This window comes from uncultured Streptococcus sp., assembly GCF_963518475.1.
Classification (GTDB): domain Bacteria; phylum Bacillota; class Bacilli; order Lactobacillales; family Streptococcaceae; genus Streptococcus.
This window is the reverse complement of the sequence record NZ_CAUQJA010000039.1, coordinates 1-5,011: the sequence shown is the minus strand read 5'-3', so window position 1 is coordinate 5,011 and position 5,011 is coordinate 1. Positions and strand designations below refer to the sequence as shown.

5 protein-coding genes are annotated in these 5,011 nt (G+C 34.2%); 3 read left to right on the top strand and 2 right to left on the bottom strand.

What is annotated here, in order from left to right; all coding sequences use genetic code 11:
* Positions 1–41 precede the first annotated feature (41 nt).
* On the bottom strand, positions 42–1,412 hold the full coding sequence (locus tag RYK12_RS09865) for a sensor histidine kinase KdpD (RefSeq protein WP_084924102.1): 1,371 nt from the start codon (positions 1,410–1,412) through the stop codon (positions 42–44).
* The gene (locus tag RYK12_RS09860; protein WP_033682226.1) at positions 1,409–2,107 is read right to left on the bottom strand and encodes a response regulator transcription factor; all 699 of its coding nucleotides are present in this window, start codon (positions 2,105–2,107) and stop codon (positions 1,409–1,411) included. The genes RYK12_RS09865 and RYK12_RS09860 overlap by 4 nt, the downstream gene beginning before the upstream one ends.
* A gap of 467 nt (positions 2,108–2,574) precedes the next feature.
* Between RYK12_RS09860 and RYK12_RS09855 the strand changes: the two genes are divergently transcribed.
* Genes RYK12_RS09855 through RYK12_RS09845 form a run of 3 tightly spaced genes read left to right on the top strand, consistent with a single transcriptional unit; the run spans position 2,575 to position 4,966 of the window.
* Positions 2,575–3,486, top strand: a complete 912-nt coding sequence (locus RYK12_RS09855) for an ABC transporter ATP-binding protein (protein WP_084924100.1) — start codon at positions 2,575–2,577, stop codon at positions 3,484–3,486.
* Positions 3,487–3,491: 5 nt separating this feature from the next.
* Positions 3,492–4,241 (top strand): ABC transporter permease, encoded by a 750-nt coding sequence (locus RYK12_RS09850; protein ID WP_261239796.1) that lies wholly within the window; start codon positions 3,492–3,494, stop codon positions 4,239–4,241.
* A complete protein-coding gene (locus RYK12_RS09845; protein ID WP_049542662.1) occupies positions 4,238–4,966 on the top strand; it encodes an ABC transporter permease in 729 nt (242 codons plus the stop codon). Before RYK12_RS09850 ends, RYK12_RS09845 begins: the two co-directional genes overlap by 4 nt.
* The last annotated feature ends 45 nt before the right edge of the window (positions 4,967–5,011 follow it).

Here is a 5,011-nt window from a genome sequence, read left to right as displayed (position 1 = left end):
AAAATGGAGAAAACTCTAATGGTTCTTCTCCATTTTTTTATCTAATTGGTAATGTTGAAAATTGGAAGTGAAATGATACTTTCAAAGAATTCATTTTGGATACTAGCAAACGAAATAGAGCCCTGATGCAAATCAACAATTTGTTTTGAAATTTTTAGCCCAATTCCAGTCGTTCTAATTTTAGAAATATCAATGTTTTTAAAAGATAATTCATTAAGTTCAGCAATTTTTTTTGGTGAAGCTCCCTGTCCATTATCTTTGATTTCGACAATTACATTTGTATCTTTTTTGAATAAGTGGATTCTTATTGTGCAACCTTTTTCGTTATGCAAAACAGAGTTGTAGATGATATTATGGATAACTCTTGTGATTAAAAACTGCTCAATCATGATAGATTGATTAACAAGTGAATAATCGTAATCAAATTCAAATTCAAAATCATTCCAGATTTCTTGATTTAAAATATGGATGAGAATGTCTTTGAAGAAGGGGATAATTTTTGTTTCAGTCTGATTTAATTGAAGATGACCGGATGAAAGGCGAGCTACTATATTTAAGTCATTTAAAATATTTTGGATGTAATAGGATTCTGTCAATATTGGGCGAATATGTTTTTTAGACTGTGTATCTAGTTCAGAATCATTTAACAAGGAAGCGTTAGAAATGATGACAGAAAGAGGTGTTTTGATATCGTGTGCAATTCCTGAAATCCATTGCTCTTTAAAGACTTCATTCTCTTTGAGTAGAGTATCGGTTTGATTAATTGCAGTTGTAAGATATTCTAGTTCTGATATAGAATTTATTGGATTTTTCAAACCATCTGGGAGATTCTGAATAGCAGTTACAAGAGGCGCAATTTTACGATTGATATGCGTCACACCATAGTAGTAAAGAAAAGCGAAATAAAGACAGTTGAAAAGCAATACTCCAAATGCTACTAGTGGAATCAGGCGAATACTATCTATATCTAAGTAATTATAACTATAACGAGCAATTTTATCTTTTGGAAAACCAACAACAATGATGTAGCCATCTTTTATCTGACTAAAAACAGGATAATCTGAAAGATAATAGCGAGAAAACTGTAAAATGTCCCCATAGTCAAATTGTGAAGGAATTTCTGTAGGTTTATACTGTTCGTACACTTGTTTTCCAGTCTGCTTATCCAATACCATGAGCCATAACTTTTGTTCTCTTAGACTAGAGATATCATTTTTAGGTATGTGGACGTTATTTTTTGTGATGGTAATGTGTTCAGAAATTATTTTCACAGTCTCAGTAGCAGTTTGCTTTTCCCTAATGTAGAAAACAAAGCTGGCAATTAGAATGATATTGGTAATAAAGATAATGATGGAAAAAAAGATAAATTTCTTTAGTGAATACCTTAAAATTTTGGTTTGGTTCATAATCATGATAACAATTTATATCCCAGCCCTTTAGCTGTCTTTAAATATTGAGGTTTTGAAGGATTTTCTTCTATTTTTTCTCGAATTTTCCGAATATGTACAGTCAAAGAGTTTTCATAACCAAAGCTATCCACTCCCCAAATCGTATCACAGAGAGATTCAGTTGAAACGATGTAATTTTTATTATCATAAAGTTTTTTCAAAATCTTAATTTCAATTGGTGTAATAGAAATTTCTGCTCCATTTTTTTGTACTGTTGCATTCCGAAAACTCACCAAAGTCTGTCCAATTTGTATTGCTTCCTGTTCTGATTTATAGCTTCTCCTGAGCAGAGCCATAATACGATAGATAAGATTTTTTGGAATGAAGGGTTTTACGACATAATCATCACCACCAGCATTGAAACCAGCTACCTCATCTTCAGGATTATTTTTGGCAGTCAGAAAGAGGATAGGAGTATCGCCTTTTTTTCGGATATGTTTTGCTAATGTGTAGCCATCACCATCGGGGAGCATAATGTCCAAAAGGAAAAGATCGAACTGTTCTGTTTCAATCATGTCCAAACTAGATTCTATATCATAGGCTGATGTTAGATTGGAAAATCCGTAGGCAGTGAGAATATCTCTTATGGAAGAGTTTAAAATTTTATCGTCATCAATGATAAGGATGTGCTTATTCAGGAGTTGTTGTTCGAAATTCATAATCTTACCTCGCTTATCTATATTATACCATTTAAAAGAATGAAAAAAGCAAGATACTTTAATCTTAATGTAAAATTAAGGTTAGCTTAGTTTAAAATTAATCTAGCATGTCTATAATAAAGACATAACCTAGATAGAGATACTTCTCAAATAAATTTTAATCAGTGAGGTATTTCCAAATGGCTAAACAACAAATGAATCTCGATGAGATTGAAGTAATGAATTTTCTTCAAGAATGAACTCTTGAAGAACTTGATAACGTTCTTGGTGCTGGTAGTGGAATAATTCATTTTATTCAGACAAAACAATGGTAATAGTGAGTCACCAATTAGATATTGTGAATTATGTTGATTCTATCATTTTTGTTGATAAGAGTAATAGAGATGTTATCAAAGATACTCATGATAATTTGATTTATAGAAATCAAAATTATAGAAAATTATTTGGTTTAAAGGAGGAAGTTCATAATGATTAGTAATGTTTTACAGATAAAAAACTTACAAAAGGCATTTAAGGACACTCAGGTAGTTAACCTTAGTTCCTTATCAGTTCAACAAGGTGAGATTTATGGTTTTCTAGGTCCAAATGGAGCTGGTAAAACAACCACAATGAAGATGATTTTGTCTTTGATTTCTCGTACAGCTGGGGAGATTGAAGTGTTCGGTCAATCTATAGGTACGGACAAGCAGTATCTTAATCAAATTGGCTCTATGATTGAAGAACCGTCTTATTATCCTAATTTGACAGGCTATGAAAATCTCTTGGTCTTCCAAAAAATCCTTGGATTTGATCAGAAAAATATTCAGGAAACATTGAAAATTGTTGGGTTAGATCAACCTAAAAACAAGAAAAAATTGGTTAAAGATTATTCACTGGGTATGAAACAGCGTTTGGCTTTAGCCTTTGCCTTAGTCAAGAAACCGCGTTTGTTGATACTGGATGAGCCAACAAACGGGCTAGACCCAGCAGGGATTCATGAAATTCGGGAACTGATTATCAAGTTGGCAAAAGAACAGGACATTACTGTCTTCATCTCTACCCATATCCTTTCTGAAGTAGAGCATATAGCTGACCGTGTGGGGATTATCAATCATGGTCAACTGGTTTACGAGGGAGAAATTCGTAAAATTCAGTCCAATAAATGGCTGGAAGTGCGTGGGGATTTTAGAGGTCGACGTGAAGTCATTAGCCAAGTGTTATTTGGTTATCCGTGCAAGATGTTGGAGATACAAGAGGATAAACTCAAGCTGACTAACCTTGCCGATCAGCAGATTTCTAGTTTGTTACGAGATTTAATAGTCGAGAAAGTTCCAATTTATGAAGTGAAGCAAGAACAAGAAACCTTGGAATCTATCTTCCTCAACTTAACCAAGGAGTGAGTCTTATGTTGAATAATTTGTCTATTGAATTGCTCAAGGCAAAACGAACCAAATCCTTCCTCATTAGCATACTAGTTATGGGAGTCGGATTTGCTTGGGCAATTGCAGCCGCTACACGCTACCTAAGTAATCCAGACATGCACCAGATTAGCCTAATTTTCTATATGATAAAAGAAGTAAATGGCTTGATTCTCCCTATTGTGATTTCTCTCTTTGTATCGCGGATTGTCAAGAACGAGAAGGAGGGCAACACTTTCAAACTGCTTTTGGCAAATGGTGAAAATGTACGGCATATCTTTCTGAGTAAGCTTGGCCTGACTATGTTCATTTTGACCTTTCTCGCTTTTTTGGAGGGAGTAGTAGCCCAGTTGATTGCAATCTTATCAGGTTTAGAAATGCCTGTTAGCCTAATCCTCTGGCAAATCGTCATTTTCTTGCTAGCCTCTTTTGTCTTAACCTGTCTGTTTTTGACTTTGCAGTTTTTAGTGAAGAAGCAGGCATTGATGCTGGCATTAGGGGTTTTCGGAGGATTTCTTGGAGTTGGATTTGGTCATGCACCAGCTTTTCTACAGCTAATTTTCCCTTTTGGTGGTATAGGATATATGTCTCTGGTGGATTACCAGCAAGTCGCCAGTCATGTGAGTTATGTTTTTGCGACAAACCTAGGATTTAAACTCTTTACATATTTGCCAATAGCCCTAATCTATCTCTTCTTATCTCTCTATTTGGTTGAAAAGAAAGGAGGCAAGCTATGATGTCTTATCTATCAGTAGAATGGCGGAAAACAAAAAAATTTTCCATGTTGATGATTGGTATTTGCTTCTTAGCTTTTTGTAGCCTGATTGGTCTTGGGATTTACTTTGGTGCAGCGTATTCTATGGTTGAAGAAAGTGAAAAAGTGCCTGTTTTATGGGGACAATTGACCTTCTATTATAGCCAGCTTTTCTTTCCGATCTTGGTCAGCCTTTATGTAGCCATGATGTTAGGAAAAGAGTTTGATAGAAAAAATATTGAATTTCTCAGAGCTAATAATGTCAGTCTTGGGAAATTATTGTTGGCAAAAGAAATAGTAATTATCTTGTTTATTGCTGTTTTACAGTTGTTCTTGTTTGGTATTTTTTATGTCAGTGCTCACCTAGCTCATTTAGAAATTTCTAATTTGTTCACCTACCTCAAGTGGGATTTATTGGGAATTTTTGGAACAATTAGCATGATGGCAGTACAGTTTTTTGTGACAGCTAAAACTCGTGTTTTCAGTAAATCTGTGGGAATTGGTGCTATTGGTACTTTCGTAGGATTTATGATGATTTTTGTATCAGATAAATTATCTTTAATCTATCCCTACTCTCAAGCTATGGTGGCAATGCGGTCACGAAATTTGATAGACTTTAATTTAGTGGAAATATTGCTGTTTATCATTGTAAATATTCTTCTGTGGGGGATTTTTCATACATTGAGTAATAAAGAATTGCATAAGTAATGCGAAGACTCTTCGGAGTCTTTTTCTTGTGATAAAAGCTCCAAG